Origin of the sequence: Paenibacillus sp. LBL (genome assembly GCF_029893715.1) — a bacterium.
GTDB classification, from domain to species: Bacteria; Bacillota; Bacilli; order Paenibacillales; family Paenibacillaceae; genus Paenibacillus_AQ; species Paenibacillus_AQ glucanolyticus.
Genome location: NZ_JARXYU010000001.1, coordinates 321513 through 339346 on the forward strand (window position 1 = coordinate 321513; position 17834 = coordinate 339346).

Genomic DNA, 17834 nt, shown 5'->3' on the forward strand with positions numbered 1-17834 from the left:
AGCTTCCTACATGCCTTTCATGGAATACAAATACGTGGAGAAATCACGATCGATGTAATCTTTAAAATGCCTCTTGTCGGCCACCGGGAACTGATCCAGTTCCTCCGTTGTCCATGTGCTTAGATGAGCTTCAAATTCATTGCCATATGCCGCGCCCTGCGGCCAGTTCGTTCCAATGGGGATATTCAAGAGAACAAATCGGGATTTCTGAATACAGGTCTGCAGCAGTGCAAGACCACGCTCTTTTGTAAAGTGCTCCAGAACGTCACCCAGAATAATCAAATCGAACTGCCCCGGCTCCACTACCGCATGAAGATGGTCAAATGCATCCGCAACATGAATCTTGTTATAGAAACACGAATGATAAGAATCGACGTTCACCGGATAGATCTCTATCCCTTCGATTCGTGTGTTCCAATACGCGCGAAATACCCGCCCTTCCCATACATCCAAATACTCACGGCAAATCATCCCCCAACGGCCGAACCCAACGCCAACGTCCAGCACGGACTTAGGAGATACATACCGAATCAGATCTACACAATAAGATAAATTCTGCCAGTTCGATGTTCCCATTCCACCCACCTCCGTTCTATTCTCCTACACCATGTTCATCATCATATTAATAATCCGATAATCGGGTATGAAATAATCCTTGGGAAGCCGGCTTATCGTCAGCTCCCATACTTCTTGATTGACCATTATAAAAGGGTGGGTATGCTGGGATAAAAACAGGTCCCGATACTGATCTCCAGGTACCTCTGTCGAATTCATGGTCCACTCCCCCTTCTTTGCAACATCATTTCTTGCTTATCTCTTTCCGGTAGACTTCAAGCACACGCGTCACCATAGTATCCAAACCTCGATGGGCCAAAGCCCATTGCCGTGCTTGTTCCCCCAGCCATTGCCGGTATGCTTCATCTTCGAGCAATCGATCCAGGTGCGCCATCAGCATATCCTCATCCCCCGCCGGAAAAAGAAGACCGTTCACCTCATGCTGAACCGCTTCCTTCAAACCGCCTGCGTCCGATGAGACTACCGGTAATCCTGCAAGCTGTGCTTCCATCACGGAATAGGACAAGGTCTCCATCAAACTCGGCATAACAAAAATATCCGCTATGCCAAGCAATACTGGAACATCATCGCGCGAGCCCCAAAAATGCACAGCTTCCCCTATACCCAGCTGATCCACACGTTCTTCGTACATGGAACGCTGATCCCCGTCCCCAACTAGCCAGCACACCCAGTCCTGACGGATGTTAAACAGCTTGCCGAGGGCTTCCAGCAGCACATGAATGCCTTTTTCAGAGCTTAGTCTGGAGGTGCTAATCATTACTTTCTTACTCTCTGGCCGGGACAGATCATGCTCCATCTTCATTCGATTGTCAAAGCTCGATATGTCCATTGCATAGGGGATCAGTGATATCTTTGACTCCGGCAGTGCAAAATGAGACACCATCACTTCCTGCAGCCACTTCGAAGCTAACATGACATGATCACTGAAAGAACCGCCTATATTCTCAATCGACCTGTAATAATTCCATACGAGGGGAGCGCTGGAAGGTTTAATGCCCTGATCCGTCTGAAGCATATCTCGTATCGTGAAAGCCACGGAGGCATGGATGCTGGTAACCAGGGGTATCCGAGCAGGTTTCACGCGACTTGCGGCCGCTGCGGCCAGCACATCCTGTGCATGAATGACATCATATTGCTCCAAGCCCAAATACGTAAGCGACAGCTCAAGAGATAATCGCTCGGACTCGGCATACCTGACCCAATGATCTGTGAATATAGGGGAGGTTGTCGGAAGCTTATATTCCAGCATCGGTTTAAAATGGCTCTTGAGTACCTTCCGGTTGTCCTCTCCATATATATAAAAACAATCAATTCCGTCACCCATCATGTCGACCTGGTGCCCGAGAGCTTCAAGTCCCTGCTTTACCTGCAGCATGTACTTCCACAGTCCCCCGACATGAGGAATCATGAATATCGTAACGAGCAGTACCTTCAAGTTTCTCACCCTTCCCGAACGCCCCTATCGTCATCAACAGCTCCATGGGAGTGCAAACCTATCTACAGAATCGGTTCCCCTAACCGGCAGTGGTTAAACTCCTCCCTCGTTAAATGAACAATCTCCTCCACTCTCCATCGATAGAAAGAGAATACGGAGGGACCCTCGATTTTTCGCAGCTTGTTTCGCTCTCCATAATAAATCAATCCGTTAGGAGCACTGTATACTCTTCCGTTCACCAGGGAATGCGTGAGCAGCGTTGCATCATGAATCGGATCCCCTTCCGGAAGGAAAGCGATCAGTTCATCCGGCAAAGTCACTACGCTTGAATAATGAAATCGCAGTCTGTCGTAAATTTCGCCCGATGCAATCGGATGAAGCAGACCATCGGTCCATAGGTAAATTTCCGAACCGCTGCTTTTCACCAGAAGAGTTGCAGGGCTATTCGTTCTAAAATCCCCATAGATGTTCACCGGCGTGCCGGTCTCCATCTCTTCCAGCACCGACTCCTCCAATACCACAATGCCCTCTGCATTTAATCGATAGGAATGGAATGTCTCCGTATCAGTTACAGGACGTTTCTTGCCTCGCTCATACAAATAAATAGCAGGATGTATTCCCCGAATCAACGTGCCCTCCGGTACGCTTCTCCTTACCCTGTCGATATGGTTCATGACGTTCCCGCCCCTTCAATTCAACCTAGTCCAGTATATTCTTTGCCCTCCATTCTGGACTCGTCAGTTAACTATTCCATTTCACACATTTAACCTTCTTGTTGTTGGTGATTGGCATTCTTGTTGATACCCGTTTTTAAACAAGACCAAAAAACCTTCATGGCTGTGAAGGTTTTGGATAACGGATTGACAATGAAATATGTCATCCGCTGTGTTCTGAGATAAGCAGTAAGTCCAAGGTGGGAATGACTTTGGACTTCCCCTATGGCTCATTCTTTTTTTATAATGCCTGTACCACACGAAATCCCGGCTTCTGTTAGCGTAATTCGAGGGCAATCCATTATGGATAAAATTTCATCGATATCTGTTATTTCAAATGGGAACACAACACCGGATATCTCTTTGTTTATCGCTATTTTCGCTAATGCGGCAGTGAACATCGCTGTTGTATGATAATCAGAAAAAGTAGACAATACAAACGTTTTGACACCCTGCTGGTTCCCGATTACTCCCTTTACCTCAATAGAGAGAGAAGCCTCCTCAGGTTGCGCAGGATTATGCTTCACATACTTAACAAGGACATTCGCATCAAATTTAAGAATTCTAGCAAGAATACCAGACCGTTTAAGTAAACCTACAAAGATATTGAACATATTGTTGTTCCACGCGGTCCAATAATGAATCTGTTCAACTTGCAGTATTTCTCTTAAAAAAGCTCTTTCAGCATGCTCGATTAACCGGACTTTTCGATTGCGTAATGAACTGGAGAACATCATATTTCTTTTTATCTTAAAACCCGATATGGTAGCTGATTGTTGTCCATCGTGACGCCTAACATCTTGGCTTATCATTCGCAGCATATCTATAATGCCTGAAACTCCGGCTTTGGCATTCGTGCTTTGCAACAATCCCACGTTGACTTCTGTAATCTCGCTAAACGGAGATACTGCCTTCTTAACGATTAATCCAGATAATCCCGGGAAAAAACCTGACATTACTATCGATCCAATCTCATTATTTACCGCATCGTAGTGCAAGGACCTCGTCTCACACACAAAGTCATAAAACACCGTTACATCGATACATCGAACTTGGTGTTTAATACAGGCATGTTGAATTAGCGGCTGCTGCTGTTTGGCTGACACAATTACAAGATCAATATCACAAACGGCCTGTTCGATACTCTCTTTATGAGTAATATCTAATAAACGAAATTGAACTTGTTCACCTAAAGAAACTGCCGTGTTTTTACCTCTGTCTGCTTTATAATCACTTACGACCAAGCTTACGTTATGAGTAAATATCCGAAGGACTTCCAGACAAATCCATGTACCAAGAACACCTGATGCACCTACAACCATCATTTTTTTCACGAAATGATCAGCTCCTACCGAGACCGCATTATCCCAACTAGCATCATTGGGTCTATGAATCTATCAAAGACATGATACGATTTTTTATGAATTGATAGCTGTTGGCGTCATCCTTCTTCGCATAAAAACGGAGTGCATCCAGCGTTTTAAAGAGCTGATGGCACAGCAGCCTCTCTTCAAAATAAGGAATCTCGACACCGCGCTCCGTCATAGCTTGCAGCAGCCTTTGTGGAAATTCCAGCATCGGATGCCATATGTGAAGAACAGCGACATCCAGCATAAAGTCTCCGTACATCGCCATCTCCCAATCCACAATCCCTGTCACAAACGGATCCTCGCCGAGCATATTGCCCAGATGAAAATCACCATGTACCAGATAGCGTTCTTGAGGTGAGTATTGAGCAAGCCCGAGCATCGTTTCATACACATCTTCAAAAAAATCTTGTTCCAGAAAACTGCTCTCATATAAGCTCTTCCATCCATGATGGAACCCCTCTTGCTCCTGATCAAAAAAAGATTCCAGGCAATCAGGCCACGAACGATGGGACGCCTTTCCTTCCGGGGTAATCCAGCCAAATCCTTCACCGGAGTCCCCAACACTTACCTGGTTTATAAGTATAAAATGATGAACTAAACTCGGAATAAGATTTCGGATTTGCTCCGGCTCCAGGGCACTAATCGGTGTGCCCGATACCTTGTCTGAGATGGAGTAGTGAATATCCCCAAACTCCCCTATCTTGTGAATGCGGGGAATGGGCAAGGATGGTGCGCCGTACTTATTGTAAATATAGAGCTGTTTATCAAGACTTTCCCTATTGCTTTTGAAATGAATAACATAGTCAGCATCGCCCTTCCGATAACTGAACACCTTGCTAAGCTCACCCATCTCTATAGGTGTGACCTTCCTCACGGTCTCGCCTTCAATATGATTCAGATGCTCAATCGCTAAATCCAAAGTCATCTCAGGTTTAAATGTTTTCATAACATACGCTCCTTCTTACGTCCCTCGCTCTAAGTCATCCATCAATATGAACATCGAACTCCCGTACAAAAACCGCCGTACCAGATATATATACGTCCATCTTGTCTTGATTACGATTCACTTGAACTTGGACTCTGCCGTCTTTACCCATCTCTTGGCCTTGTTCAACGATAAATTGCGCGGAGGGCAGCTCGGTGTTCAGATAAGTTAAATAATATGCTCCCATTACGCCGGATGCGGTCCCTGTCACCGGGTCCTCGACTGTGCCTGAATAGGGTGAAGAGAAATGTCTCGCATGCATGAAGGAAGAATCGTCCATCGTATCCATACAGAACGGATGCAGCGAGGCCTTTGGATTTTCGGTTAAAATGTCCGGAAATAACGCATTGTTCGGGACCATCCGATCAAATCCGCTTAACCCTTTCACCGGCACCAGTAATGTCCATATTCCCGTGCTTCCGTATACGATGGGCATCGATAGATCCAAATCCTCGCGTTTTAGATTGATAGAGGCGGCCAGTTGATCAACATCACCTTCAAAGGGAATGAATTGAGGATGATCCTGCTTCATCTTCATCGTTAACCGATCTTGTTCATGAAGGAATTCTATCGGCAGCACACCCACGTTGGTTTCAATCCACACGGTTTCTTTCTCTGGCAGCAGCCCCTTGGTTCGCAATGCATACATAGATGCCATGGTTGCGTGACCGCACAAGTTCATTTCGTGACCCGGAGTGTAATACCTCAAGCGGATATCTGCCTTCTCAGACTTTAAAATAAACGTGGTTTCATTGAAGCCGACCTTGCGGGCGATGGCTAACATTTCTTCCTCGGTCAGCGTATCTGCATGCAAGACAACGCCGGCAGGGTTCCCCTTATTGGGCTGAACGGAGAATGCATCATAATGAAGAACGGGCACCATTTTCATCTACTAATCCTCCTTCCTCTATCATCTATGAAATGTGTTGGAAATTTAAGAGGATTTTACCATTAGACATTGCTTAAAATCCAGAACAAATTTGACCTCTGCCCTGCCCTGAGGGCCCCCCATCTCCTTTGTATGCGAGAAAACTAAATGCACACAAAAAAACCGGTCTAAAAAGACCGGTTTTGCTGTGCTGCATTATCCTTCGATCAAGCCTTTTTTCACCAGGAAGTCTCGAGCTACATCATCTTCCTTCAATCCTTCCATATCCACCTGAGCGTTCAACTCCTGCATTTCAGCATCCGTAATCTGTCCCTTGAGCAGGTTCAGCACGTCCTCAAGCTCCGGATATTGGTCAAGCGTATCCTGACGAATGACGGGACCGCCATCATATGGAGGGAAAAATTGTTTGTCATCCTCCAAAATCACCAGGTTATGCACGATAATCTGTGCATCCGTGGCATACGCGTTCGTTACATCCGTCTCACCTTTCTCAATGGCCTGGTACATGATTCCGTGGTCCATCCCCTTGGAATCTTTGAAATTCATGTCATACAGCTTCTGGATTCCCGGATAGCCGTCATCCCGATCCAGAAATTCGAACTCTACGCCGAGTGTCATTTCATCCGAAACCTTGGCAAGATCACTGAAGGTTTTAAGATTGTATTGATCTGCCGTTTCCTTGGTAACAGCCAAAGTATACGTATTGTTCATACCGAATGGCTCCAGGAAGGCAAGATTATCCGCCTTAAGCAGCTCTCTTGTCTTGCTGAGAGATTCTTCCGATGTCCCTGTCTCTTCTTGATAATAATTGGCTACAATGGTGCCCGTATAATCGGGGAACAGCTGAACCTCGTTATTCTTCAGCGCGTTCCATACTACGTTGGAGCCGCCAAGATTCACGGTTCTTGTCACTTTAATATCCGTTTTGGCTTCGATCAGCTCAGCCATCATATGCGCCAGAATAACGTTTTCCGTGAAGTTCTTGGAGCTGACGGTTATTTGTTTATTGCCCTCGGCGGCTTGATCCCCATCCGAATTTCCACCGCAAGCAGCTAGAACCATACCAATCGATGCCAGCATTCCCAATACAACCATAATCTTTTTTATCTTCATTCGTACCTCCTGTGCTACCTTATTATTTTTATGAGAACATCCTGTTGGGTCTATCCTATTACAATTACACCTTTAGTCCTTTTGGGGTCGTTGCCTTTTCAAGCAATCCCAGCAAATAATCGATGACAAGTGCCAGAAGAGCTGCCGGGATCGCGCCCATTAAGGTTAACGCTTCAATGTTGCGCTGAATCCCAAGGAAGATGAATTCACCTAATCCACCCGCTCCAATAAAGGCAGCAAGTGTCGCTGTACCTACATTGATAACCGCAGCTGTTCGAATGCCCGCCATGATGACACTCATCGCCAGAGGCAATTGCACTTTGAACAAAATCTGTCCACTCTTCATGCCCATCCCTCTTGCTGCCTCAACCACCGATTTATCAACCTCCGTAATGCCTGCATAGGTGTTGCGGATGATTGGCAGCAGAGAATATAAAAACAATGCCGCAATGGCCGTTTTCATCCCGATGCCAAACAACGGAATCATAAACCCAAGCATCGCCAGACTCGGAATGGTTTGCAAGATGCCTGCAGTACCCAGCGTAATTCCCTTTAATGCCTTAATCCGTGATATTAATATTCCGAAAGCAATACCTATAATGACTGCCAGAAGCATGGATATCAGGACGAGCTGGATATGAACACCCAATGACTGAATCAAGTCATCCCCACGGCTCTCCAGCTGCTGTTTCATTTGTTCCCATAAAGATCGATCTCTCATAATGTCTCCTCCTCTTCTCCCACCCATTTAGCGGCAAAAGCGGTCAAGAGACTGCTTCTCGTAACGATTCCGGCAATGGTGCCGTCTGCTGTAGTTACGGGAATGACGCCATGTGGCGCTTGTGTAATCAAGGACAATGCGTCCCTTGCTGTAGCCGTATCCTGAAGTACAATCGTAGGCCATGTCATGATTTCCTCGATCGTACGGATTCCCTCCATTTTGGCGGCGAGATCATAGGCAGATACAATCCCAAGTAAGTGGTTTGATTCATCGCCAACGAGCAGGGTATCCGTTTTCCGCTGTCGCATAAAGGCAAGTGCTTTGCCCGGAGTCCTGTCCGGATATGATGTAGAAGGATTATCCCGCATCACATCGGTGACCGGAATGTATTCGGGGTTTTGATAAATTCGATTTTTACCGATAAAGCCTTCCACGAATTCATTCGCCGGCTGGCTAAGAATTTGTTCAGGTGAATCGAATTGCACCAATTCTCCGTCTTTGAGAATGGCGATTTTATCGCCGAGCTTCAGTGCCTCTTCCATATCATGCGTTACAAATACGATGGTTTTCTTTACTTCTTTTTGCAATTTCAATAACTCATCCTGCAATTGCTCTCTGGTAATGGGATCGAGCGCTCCAAAGGGCTCATCCATCAGGACAACTTCGGGATCGCCTGCAAGAGCTCTCGCCACGCCTACTCTTTGCTGCTGCCCACCTGATAGCTGCTTCGGATATCTTTTGGCAAACACATCAGGGTCTAATCCCACCAGACGGAGCATCTCGAGAACGCGCTCTTTCTTCTTGCCTGCGTCCCATCCTTTAAGCTGAGGAATAAGTCCGACATTCTCCTCAATCGTATAATGCGGGAACAAACCGATCTGCTGGATAACATAACCGATGTTCTTTCGCAGGGTATCGGGGTTTTCCTTCGAGATATCTTTACCGTGGATGTAAATCTTTCCGGATGTGTTCGGTATTAGGCGGTTAATCATCTTCATCGTGGTGGTCTTCCCGCATCCGCTCGGTCCGATCAGCACCAGGATTTCTCCTGATTCCACTTCAAAATTAATATCTTTCACTGCTTCAAAACCATTGGCGTATTTCTTGCCGACATGTTCAAATTTCAGCATATATACCCCCCTTTTTTTTGTGATGCAACAAAAATTAGCTTACTCGCTAATTCTTTTACCCACTGACCAAGCTCTCCAAACAAACCAACTCATTTAGCATTCATTTGTAAGTACAACTAATACTATACCAGACCTTAGACCTACTGACAACTTATCATGAACTAATAGATTGTTTGTTTAAATATGGTAGGATCCATTTCTCATAGCAAAAAAGCCGCCAGAATCAGGGTTCTGTGCAGCTTTTATTTGCCGTTCATGATATGAAATTATGATGGATCCGTTGCTTGAATTTCCTCATCCAGCGGACGGTTGATAAACTGCTCCGTTCGTTCATACATGCGTTCATCTCCGACGGCAACAATGATATCCCCTTCTCTTAAGATAACATGGGGACCCGGAGATATGGTCACTTCCGTCCCTCTGCGAAGGGCAATGATGGTGGCGCCTGTATTTTGCCAAAACAGCAGATTTCCAATCGTACGACCGATAACATGCGATAAATCGCTGATTTTGATCTCAACGGGATGGTAGGGCTTTAAATTTTGAAGCCGATCCGATGCCTCAATGATCTGAGTGAACAGCTCGGCAAATTTACGGTCCATCTCTTTCTTCTCCTGAAGAAGCTGTTGTAAATCCTGTTTTAAGGAATACGCCGATTTCAAATAATTGTTCCGGGTCGTATACTCTAATGCATTACGATCCGAGACAATAATAATTTCCTTACCCTGGGATACAGAAACAATATTCTCTTCCTTCAGCAAGCCAATCGCCTTGCGAATTGTTTCTGGTGATACCTGGTATTGACCGGCTAATAAAGAACGTCCAGAAATTTTACTGGCGACGGGAAATTCCCCACTGACAATACGCTGGGCAATATCAAGCGCAATCGATTTATATCCGGCTTTCTCCTGCAAGTTAAACTCGCTCCTTCATGTTCGCTCACATACTATGTCAAGGATTATGAAAAATCCCAAATCCAGTATACCTCATCGTCCATTCAAAATAAATCGGATTATTCAAGCAAGGCTTGCATAGTCCTTTTGAGTAAAAAAGAAGCAGTATATCAGCCGTTACCAGCGGATATACTGCCACTCAAAAGATGATCGGCGTTTACGGATTTCATGTTAAGACAGCCTGAATATTGACCATACAATCCCTGATGAGGTCGCTCCTCCGAGATTGAGCGAAATGGTAAGGCCGTTGGCATCGTAAAACAAGCCCACCACATCACCTGCATTCAGTTGAACGTCGCCTGCCAACGTCACTGCACCGTTGCCTAACACTGCTCTCAAGGTCAAAACCAAGGCCACGTTAACATTTAACAGCGGGAATAATCCGCTAATTAAATCCGTTGTTGTCGGTGAGGTTCTTCGAACGGTAAATGCCGGATTAATTCCAGCCCCAAGAGAAATCGACACGGCAGCTGAAGTAGAATAGTTGATTGTAGCCTTAATCGCATATCTTCCTGTCGCCGGAATCGTAAAATTCCCGGTCGTTGGGTTCAAATTTGGATCCGTGTAATAAGGTGCTGTTACAGTCCAGTTAACTAACTGAGCAGATGTACTTACACTTAAAGCTGTTTGAAAAGCAGAGAACCCTGTCGTTGCAAAGTTAGGGCCTGTTGCTCCAGTAACTCCTGTGACCCCGGTTGCTCCCGTTAGCCCTGTTGGGCCTGTTACTCCAGTGGCCCCGGTTACACCAGTAACACCGGTTGGGCCCGTTACTCCAGTGGCCCCGGATGCTCCTGTGACCCCAGTTTCTCCAGTTATCCCTGTTGGACCTGTTGCTCCGGTTGGTCCAGTAACTCCCGTTAATCCAGTAACTCCAGTAGCTCCTGTTAACCCCGCGGCTCCTGTTGCTCCTGTCAACCCTGTCGGACCTGTTTCTCCCGTGACACCAGTAGCACCGGTTGGACCCATTACTCCGGTTGCTCCAGTAACTCCCGTGGACCCGGTTGCTCCCGTTACCCCCGTTGAGCCCGTCACTCCGGTTGATCCTGTCACTCCGGTTGATCCTGTCACTCCTGTGGCTCCGGTTGGTCCCGTTACTCCCGTTAATCCAGTAACTCCAGTAGCCCCTGTTAACCCCGCGGTTCCTGTTGCTCCTGTCAACCCTGTCGGACCTGTTTCTCCAGTGGCCCCGGTTACACCAGTAACACCGGTTGGGCCCGTTACTCCAGTGGACCCGGTTGCTCCTGTGACCCCAGTTGCTCCTGTAACACCCGTTGCTCCCGTTACCCCCGTTGGGCCTGTTACTCCAGTGGCCCCGGTTACACCAGTAACACCGGTTGGGCCCGTTACTCCAGTGGCCCCGGATGCTCCTGTGACCCCAGTTGCTCCAGTTATCCCTGTTGGACCTGTTTCTCCGGTTGGTCCAGTAATTCCCGTGGACCCTGTTGCTCCCGTTACCCCCGTTGAGCCCGTCACTCCGGTTGATCCTGTCACTCCTGTAACACCCGTTGCTCCCGTTACCCCCGTTGAGCCCGTCACTCCGGTTGATCCTGTCACTCCTGTAACACCCGTTGCTCCCGTTACCCCCGTTGGGCCTGTTACTCCAGTGGCCCCGGTTGCTCCTGTGACCCCCGTTGCTCCAGTTATCCCTGTTGTACCTGTTGCTCCGGTTGGTCCAGTAGCTCCCGTTAATCCAGTAACTCCAGTAGCTCCTGTTAACCCCGCGGCTCCTGTTGCTCCTGTCAACCCTGTCGGACCTGTTTCTCCCGTGACACCGGTTGCTCCCGTTACCCCCGTTGGGCCTGTTACTCCAGTAGCGCCGGTTACTCCAGTAGCACCGGTTGGACCCATTACTCCGGTTGGTCCAGTAACTCCTGTCGCTCCTGTCACTCCAGTAACTCCCGTTACACCAGTTGCTCCGGTTACTCCGGTTGATCCTGTCACTCCCGTTACACCGGGTGCCCCGGTTACACCCGTCACACCAGTAGCTCCCGTTGCTCCTGTCGCACCTGTTACTCCAGCTGCACCTGTTACTCCCGTTACGCCTGTAGCCCCCGTCGCTCCTGTAAGTCCCATCAAACCTGCTGCACCTGTCACTCCAGTCGCTCCTGTCACTCCAGTTGCACCTGTTACTCCCGTTACTCCTGTTACTCCCGTCACTCCAGCTGCACCTGTTACTCCCGTTACGCCTGTAGCCCCCGTCGCTCCTGTAAGTCCCATCAAACCTGCTGCACCTGTTACTCCTGTTGCTCCTGTCGGGCCTGTTACTCCCGTCACACCCGGATCGCCCGTTAATCCGGTCGGCCCAGTAACTCCGGTAGCACCTCCTCCTTGGGCTCCCGTTGGTCCCGCGGGCCCAGTAGGTCCCGTCACTCCTGTTACTCCGGTAGCTCCGGCAGGTCCAGTCGCACCCGTGATTCCCGTTGCTCCTGCCGGACCCGTTACCCCCGAATCACCCGTGAACCCGGTTGCAGCGGTTGGTCCTGTAGAACCCGTCGGGCCTGTCGCACCCATGGCTCCGGTAGAGCCCGTTCCCCCAGACTGCCCTGTCGGACCTGTAGCGCCGGTTGGTCCCACAGCACCTGTTGCCCCAGTTGCCCCAGTTGCTCCAGTCGCGCCTGTTGTACCGGTCGCCCCACCATGGGAACCTGTAGGAGCGACCAAGGAGAATAGTACACTGTCTAACTTATTGAGCAGGAGCCACTGCTTTTTTGTTAACACCTGTATCGTCTGTCTTACGCTTTCATTCACATTTAATAGATCATTAACCGTAGCAGGAGGACCCGTTAATCCAGGGATTGTACCCAGTACATACTGCAGCTTTTCCCCTTCCGCATTAATGATATGACTTAGTCCCAATTCCTCCATCGCAATGGAGGTGAGTAAAAGATTTATCGCTTGATCTCTTTTCAGCAATAGATCTGGAGTGACTTTAGATAGATTATCATTGGGCATTCCGTACCTCCCGTCACTCGTATGCATGCATGAGTATTAGGTACGATGCGTACGCATACTGTTTACCTCCAGCGCCATCATGATATGACTAAACTTCATCTGCAGCATAACTTCCCTCAGCAGCACATCCTCCATAATTCTTTGAACAGAATCATTAATAGCAAGCAAATTATCAACTGAAACATCTTCCGGCTGGAACAGCGATGGCTGTAAAGTACCAAGCACATACTGAATCTTCTCGGCTTCTCCGTTTACGATATGAGCGAGCGCCATTTCCTCTACAGCGATTGAAGAGAGCAGCAGCGTTATACTTTGACTTAATTCCGTCATATCAAAGGACATATTGGAAGAAGAATGTGCTTGAGTCATCTTCTCACCTCTTTCATCTTTATGGCTTCGTCTTGGATTTATCGGGTGAGTACATGGTTTTCGCCAAAAGAGGAGGCGAAGGCGAAGTAGTCCGCTTAATTTCTTCAGCATAAAAAACCGTCGATCTCGATGACAGTCTGGATTGCAAAACCAGGTGCCCCATCTTGTCTCTTAATTGTTCGGTGAGCCGCACCATATGTATTGTGATTGGAATCCATGTGACCCGATCTTTTTTATTCATCCAAGACAAACTTATATTAATTTTTTGGTGATAGATATATAGGAATTGAGAAACAAAATGAATACCAGTAGCTGAATCCGAGCTGACTAAGCCCCTTTTTAACATCAAAAATTGAAGGTCATTCAGTGAGTCCATGTATTGTTGAAATGACTGATTCAGTTCCAACAGCGACGGTATCATTGTCTCCGCAAATGTGCGACTTATCTCATTCTCCAAGGTATGCTTCATCTGGCTACTACTCCTCACCATCACAATAATCGCAGTCATGTCCCGAGTCATGCAGTTCCATGACATTCTCCAATTTGCGCAGCAACAGCCATTCCTTCATCACAATTACATCCAGCAGCTTAGATACCTGACTGCTCAATTTGATGATGTCCGCATGGCTAGGTTCGCCTGAGATGCTGTGATGATGCCCTGCAAAAGCCTGAATTTTCTCTGCTTCTGCATGAAGCAAGTGTGCAATTGCATTTTCCTCCATCGCAATAGACTTTAACAGATCAATAACTACTTCATCTTTGGTTGGTCGAAAATTCTCTTCGGGAATCTTCGGCATACTCATGCCAAGCCCTCCTTGTGGAATGATTGCTGCGCCTGAAGTGAAATGGATGCTAGGATATCATTCATTCCCATATATCACTTAGAATATTGAGCTTCAAGGATCGATATTCATCATTTCTGTATAGTCAACTTGAATTATGTAAATAAAACACGGTTCATTTCATAAGCTGACTTGAATATATATCTATCATATTTGGTTTGAATCCATTCTATGTGGAGGTAATCTCATTGATCTCAATCAGTTTATGCATGATCGTAAAAAACGAAGAGCTTGTCATTAACCGTTGTCTGTCCTGTGTTGCCGACATTGTGGATGAGATAATCATCGTAGATACTGGCTCTACGGATCGTACAAAGGCCATCGTTCAATCTTACACTGAGTCTGTCTATGATTTTGAATGGATCGATGATTTCTCCGCGGCACGAAATTATGCATTTAGCAAAGCTTCCAAAGACTATATCCTGTGGCTGGATGCAGACGATGTACTGCTGGAACAAGACCAGCATAAACTAAGAGCTCTCAAGGAAACACTTTCCCCCGACACCGACTCTGTCACCATGCTCTATCATTTAAGCTCCGATGAATATGGTAATGTCACTTTCAGCCTGCGTCGCAACCGCTTGGTCAAACGAAGCAAGTCCTTCCGGTGGATCGGGCCTGTCCATGAATATCTGGAAGTCTATGGAAATGTTATAAACAGCGACGTTGCGGTTACACACTTAAGCCTGAATCATGATCCCGATAGCGGCCGGAATTTAAAAATTTACGAGAAACGTGAAGCTGCCGGTGAATCGTTCCCGCCACGGGATTTATTTTATTATGCCAATGAATTAAAGGATCACCGCCAGTTCGAGAAATCCATTAATTACTATGAACAGTTTTTACATACCGGAAAAGGATGGATAGAAGATATTCTTACGGCGTGCAGCAGGCTGGCCGATTGCTATCACGAGTTAGGAAATGAGCAAGCCGCATTTGAATCCTCTATCAGATCCCTGCAGTTTGCGGCACCCCGGGCAGAATTCTGCTGCCGGATTGGTTATCGTTTCTTGGAATTAAACAACTACAATACAGCAATCTACTGGTATAAACTAGCGACTGAGCTTGAATTGCCCGCGGATTATATGGGGTTTCACAATCCTTCCTTCTCCACGTGGCTGCCTCATCTGCAATTGGCGGTTTGTTATGACCGGATCGGGGAACATGTGCTGGCCAATCAGCATAATGAAACCGCACTTACTTATCGTCCCGGCGATGAAACGATGCTGGCAAATCAGGAATACTTCCGCACCAAGTTAAAAGAACTTCAGGATGAAGGTGAAAGGCAGGGTGTCTGATGACCAAGGAGCGCATTCGTGTTCTAATTGGCAGCCCCATACGGCAGAAACCGGAAATACTGGACCGATTTCTAACTTCGCTGCTTCGATTGGAGCAGGAACCTATGGAGATAACCTACTTTTTTATCGATGACAATCAGGAGGAGCAATCCAGCGTCCTATTGAGCGAATTTATCCGAAAAGCTAACCATGTCATAATCCACAACATTCATAGACAGGACGACTATATCCGCAACGAGACAACCCATTATTGGAATGAGCAGTTGATATGGAAAGTAGCCGACTATAAGAACAAGATCATTCAATACGCTATCGATTTACAATACGACTATTTATTCCTCGTTGATTCGGATCTGCTGCTGGACCCTCACACATTAAACCATCTCATTGCAGCCGATAAAGATATCATCTCGGAAATCTTCTGGACACGGTGGCAGCCCGAATCAAGGCCTCATCCCCAAGTGTGGCTTAAAGATGAATATACGCAGTGGGAACAGGCCAGAGGTGAAATCCTGGATGAAACTCAAAAAGAAGAGCGTTATCAGCGATTTGTCAGCCAATTGATTGAACCAGGGATATATGAAGTCGGTGGGCTCGGAGCCTGCACCTTAATCAGCCGTCGTGCTCTTATCCGCGGTGCGAACTTCAAGCCGATCTACAACTTATCCTTCTGGGGGGAAGACCGGCATTTCAGCATTCGTGCAGCCGCACTTGGCTTTACCCTGTATGTGGACACTCATTACCCGGCCTATCATATATACCGCGACAGTGACCTTCATAATGCCCAGCTGTTTCTGCAAGCAACGGATGCCAATTCCTCCATCCCCGAGGTTACACTAAGCCAATTAGAAAAACATGATGAAGAGAGTCTAGGTCGGGTTACCCAAGTAAACCGCTCAGCACGCCCATCCCTCACCCTGACGATGGTGCTTAAAAATGAAGCCAATCGCTATTTACGCCAAGCACTCGAAAGACATCGCAGTTATATCGATCAAGCTGTTATCATCGATGATGGCAGTACTGACCATACCATCGATTTATGTTTGAAGGCACTGAAAGGGGTTCCGATACGGCTGATCAGCAATACGGAATCCCTGTTTCATAATGAAATCGAACTTCGAAAGCAGCAATGGCGTGAAACCCTGAATATCCACCCCGAGTGGATTCTGAATCTGGATGCAGACGAGTGGTTTGAATCTTCCTTTGCCGATGAGCTTCCCTCCATGCTTCAACAGAAGGAAGTCGACTTATATTGCTTCAGGCTATATGACTTCTGGAGCGAGACCCATTACAGGGATGATGAATACTGGAGCTCGCATAAGTATTATCGTCCTTTTCTCCTTCGTTACCAGCCTGATATGATCTACTTCTGGAAGGAATCCGCACAGCATTGTGGCAGGTTCCCGGTCAATGTATTCGATCTCCCGCATCACCTGTCATCTATCCGACTGAAGCATTATGGATGGGCCAAACCGGAACACAGGCTAGAGAAATATAAGCGCTACTCACAGCTTGATCCTGAAGCGCAATTCGGCTGGAGGGAACAGTACGAATCCATTCTGGATGAGTCACCTTCTCTGGTTGAATGGGAGGAATAAAACTAACTAATGTGAGGAAGCGAAGGTAATGAGAATAATTCATACACTGCCATTATTCATTCGGGAAGATTCACGGGAGGAAGATTTGCATATGGCTGGCTTGGCATTAAGCAGTCTGCAAAACTCCAAAGACCATAATACGGTACTGTTCAACCAAGGGTGTCTTACAAACGAAGAGCTTCAGGACTGGCTGCTAACTCAAGGCATATCGTGCGTCATTCAGGGAGAGGGAGTCAATATAGGGATCGCAGCCGCTAGACAAGCATGTTTTGAGTTCATATGGGAGCACTTCCCTGAAACGGAGTACATCTCTGAGATTCATGTTGATATGATTCTCCCTACCGGCTGGTACGAACCGCTTCTCCGTTACCTGGCATATACGGGAGAGCCCATGGTTTCTCCCGGTATCGTGACATCAAGCGGAGAACTGCAGCCGCTGAAGGAGTTCATTCAACTACCAGAGACACCGGAACACCTGATGACAGCGCTCCAGCAGCTCTCAAGAGAAGGGACGGCATATGGATTCGTGCATCCGGTCGTTCATAATGCGGAGATCCTGCGCCGAATCGGCGGTTATGATACCCGTTTTCTACCCGGAAAGCAGGGATACGAGGATGACAGTCTGCTTCTGGGGATGCGCTATTATATGGGCATTCGTTCGGAGTGGAGGCCCAAATGCTGCTTGGAATCGTGGGTATACCATGCAACGATGGCACAGCGCATGTCACTTCAGGACAAACATATTGATTTCTCCATCAACGAAGAAGGCTTGTTTCATCAGTATGGAGCATATGGGTTACGGGAATTGGCTGAAATCCACAGGGACTCGCAAGGCTTCCTCCAACTGTTTCATAAATATACACCTAACCGTAAAGGGGGGATTGAATAAC

At 47.2% G+C, this 17834-nt stretch carries 17 protein-coding genes; 3 read left to right on the forward strand and 14 right to left on the reverse strand.

The window, feature by feature from the left end; all coding sequences use genetic code 11:
- Positions 1-6: 6 nt before the first annotated feature.
- The 14 genes from M2277_RS01560 to M2277_RS01625 form a co-directional block, all read right to left on the reverse strand.
- Positions 7-576: a class I SAM-dependent methyltransferase gene (locus M2277_RS01560; protein WP_076150384.1), complete on the reverse strand. Its 570-nt coding sequence runs from the start codon at positions 574-576 to the stop codon at positions 7-9.
- Between the two features lie 24 nt (positions 577-600).
- A complete protein-coding gene (locus M2277_RS01565; protein ID WP_006211492.1) occupies positions 601-774 on the reverse strand; it encodes a hypothetical protein in 174 nt (57 codons plus the stop codon).
- Between the two features lie 25 nt (positions 775-799).
- Complete coding sequence (locus M2277_RS01570; protein WP_143767829.1) at positions 800-2020, reverse strand: glycosyltransferase family 4 protein; 1221 nt, start codon at positions 2018-2020, stop codon at positions 800-802.
- 53 nt (positions 2021-2073) lie between these two features.
- Complete coding sequence (locus M2277_RS01575; RefSeq protein ID WP_006211494.1) at positions 2074-2685, reverse strand: hypothetical protein; 612 nt, start codon at positions 2683-2685, stop codon at positions 2074-2076.
- Positions 2686-2954: 269 nt separating this feature from the next.
- Positions 2955-4049 carry a saccharopine dehydrogenase family protein gene (locus M2277_RS01580; protein ID WP_280754299.1) on the reverse strand — a complete coding sequence of 365 codons (1095 nt, stop codon included), beginning with the start codon at positions 4047-4049 and terminating at the stop codon, positions 2955-2957.
- A 61-nt stretch (positions 4050-4110) separates the two neighbouring features.
- The gene (locus M2277_RS01585) at positions 4111-5040 is read right to left on the reverse strand and encodes a phosphotransferase family protein (RefSeq protein ID WP_063480092.1); all 930 of its coding nucleotides are present in this window, start codon (positions 5038-5040) and stop codon (positions 4111-4113) included.
- 34 nt (positions 5041-5074) lie between these two features.
- Positions 5075-5968: a PhzF family phenazine biosynthesis isomerase gene (locus M2277_RS01590; protein WP_280753975.1), complete on the reverse strand. Its 894-nt coding sequence runs from the start codon at positions 5966-5968 to the stop codon at positions 5075-5077.
- Between the two features lie 195 nt (positions 5969-6163).
- A complete protein-coding gene (locus M2277_RS01595; protein WP_148246863.1) occupies positions 6164-7081 on the reverse strand; it encodes a glycine betaine ABC transporter substrate-binding protein in 918 nt (305 codons plus the stop codon).
- 64 nt (positions 7082-7145) lie between these two features.
- Complete coding sequence (locus M2277_RS01600; RefSeq protein WP_006211499.1) at positions 7146-7802, reverse strand: ABC transporter permease; 657 nt, start codon at positions 7800-7802, stop codon at positions 7146-7148.
- Entirely contained in the window at positions 7799-8932 is a 1134-nt protein-coding gene (locus tag M2277_RS01605; protein WP_036641876.1) for a betaine/proline/choline family ABC transporter ATP-binding protein, read from the reverse strand. The genes M2277_RS01600 and M2277_RS01605 overlap by 4 nt, the downstream gene beginning before the upstream one ends.
- Positions 8933-9198: 266 nt before the next feature.
- A complete protein-coding gene (locus M2277_RS01610; protein WP_006211501.1) occupies positions 9199-9846 on the reverse strand; it encodes a GntR family transcriptional regulator in 648 nt (215 codons plus the stop codon).
- Positions 9847-10056: 210 nt separating this feature from the next.
- Positions 10057-12837, reverse strand: coding sequence for an alpha-helical endospore appendage domain-containing protein (locus M2277_RS01615; protein ID WP_280753976.1), 2781 nt, complete (start codon positions 12835-12837; stop codon positions 10057-10059).
- A 36-nt stretch (positions 12838-12873) separates the two neighbouring features.
- Entirely contained in the window at positions 12874-13206 is a 333-nt protein-coding gene (locus M2277_RS01620; protein WP_280753977.1) for an alpha-helical endospore appendage domain-containing protein, read from the reverse strand.
- 476 nt (positions 13207-13682) lie between these two features.
- Positions 13683-14009 (reverse strand): alpha-helical endospore appendage domain-containing protein, encoded by a 327-nt coding sequence (locus M2277_RS01625; protein WP_063480097.1) that lies wholly within the window; start codon positions 14007-14009, stop codon positions 13683-13685.
- A gap of 227 nt (positions 14010-14236) precedes the next feature.
- Between M2277_RS01625 and M2277_RS01630 the strand changes: the two genes are divergently transcribed.
- From M2277_RS01630 to M2277_RS01640, 3 genes are read left to right on the forward strand one after another with little or no spacing between them, the layout of a single operon-like run.
- Positions 14237-15346: a glycosyltransferase gene (locus M2277_RS01630; RefSeq protein ID WP_280753978.1), complete on the forward strand. Its 1110-nt coding sequence runs from the start codon at positions 14237-14239 to the stop codon at positions 15344-15346.
- On the forward strand, positions 15346-16944 hold the full coding sequence (locus M2277_RS01635; RefSeq protein ID WP_280753979.1) for a glycosyltransferase family 2 protein: 1599 nt from the start codon (positions 15346-15348) through the stop codon (positions 16942-16944). Before M2277_RS01630 ends, M2277_RS01635 begins: the two co-directional genes overlap by 1 nt.
- Positions 16945-16972: 28 nt before the next feature.
- On the forward strand, positions 16973-17833 hold the full coding sequence (locus tag M2277_RS01640) for a hypothetical protein (protein ID WP_006211505.1): 861 nt from the start codon (positions 16973-16975) through the stop codon (positions 17831-17833).
- The last annotated feature ends 1 nt before the right edge of the window (position 17834 follow it).